Annotated in this window: 1 pseudogene; it reads left to right on the forward strand. The window is 44.4% G+C overall.

Annotated elements, in window-relative coordinates:
- A pseudogene (gene prfC, locus AAEY87_RS14265) lies at nucleotides 1-250 on the forward strand (peptide chain release factor 3); the annotation flags it as partial.

Below are 250 nucleotides of genomic sequence, written 5' to 3' on the forward strand. Positions count from 1 at the left end.
GTCTATCACTTGACTGAAAATAAAACTTACTTTTATGAAAAAGGTAATGGCGGCAAGATGACGGTCTCTGAGACCCGAGAAGGCTACGATTATCCAGATATTCGTGAACGTCTAGGACAGTTGATGTTTGACGCTTTTGAAGAGTCGCTTGAGCTGGTACAGATGGCGCTAGAAGAGTTCAGTGTTGAAGCATTTTTGGCTGGCGAGATGACACCAGTATTGTTTGGCACAGCATTGGGTAACTTTGGGG

The organism is Psychrobacter sp. S1-30-MNA-CIBAN-0213 (assembly GCF_040309845.1).
Classification (GTDB): Bacteria; Pseudomonadota; Gammaproteobacteria; order Pseudomonadales; family Moraxellaceae; genus Psychrobacter.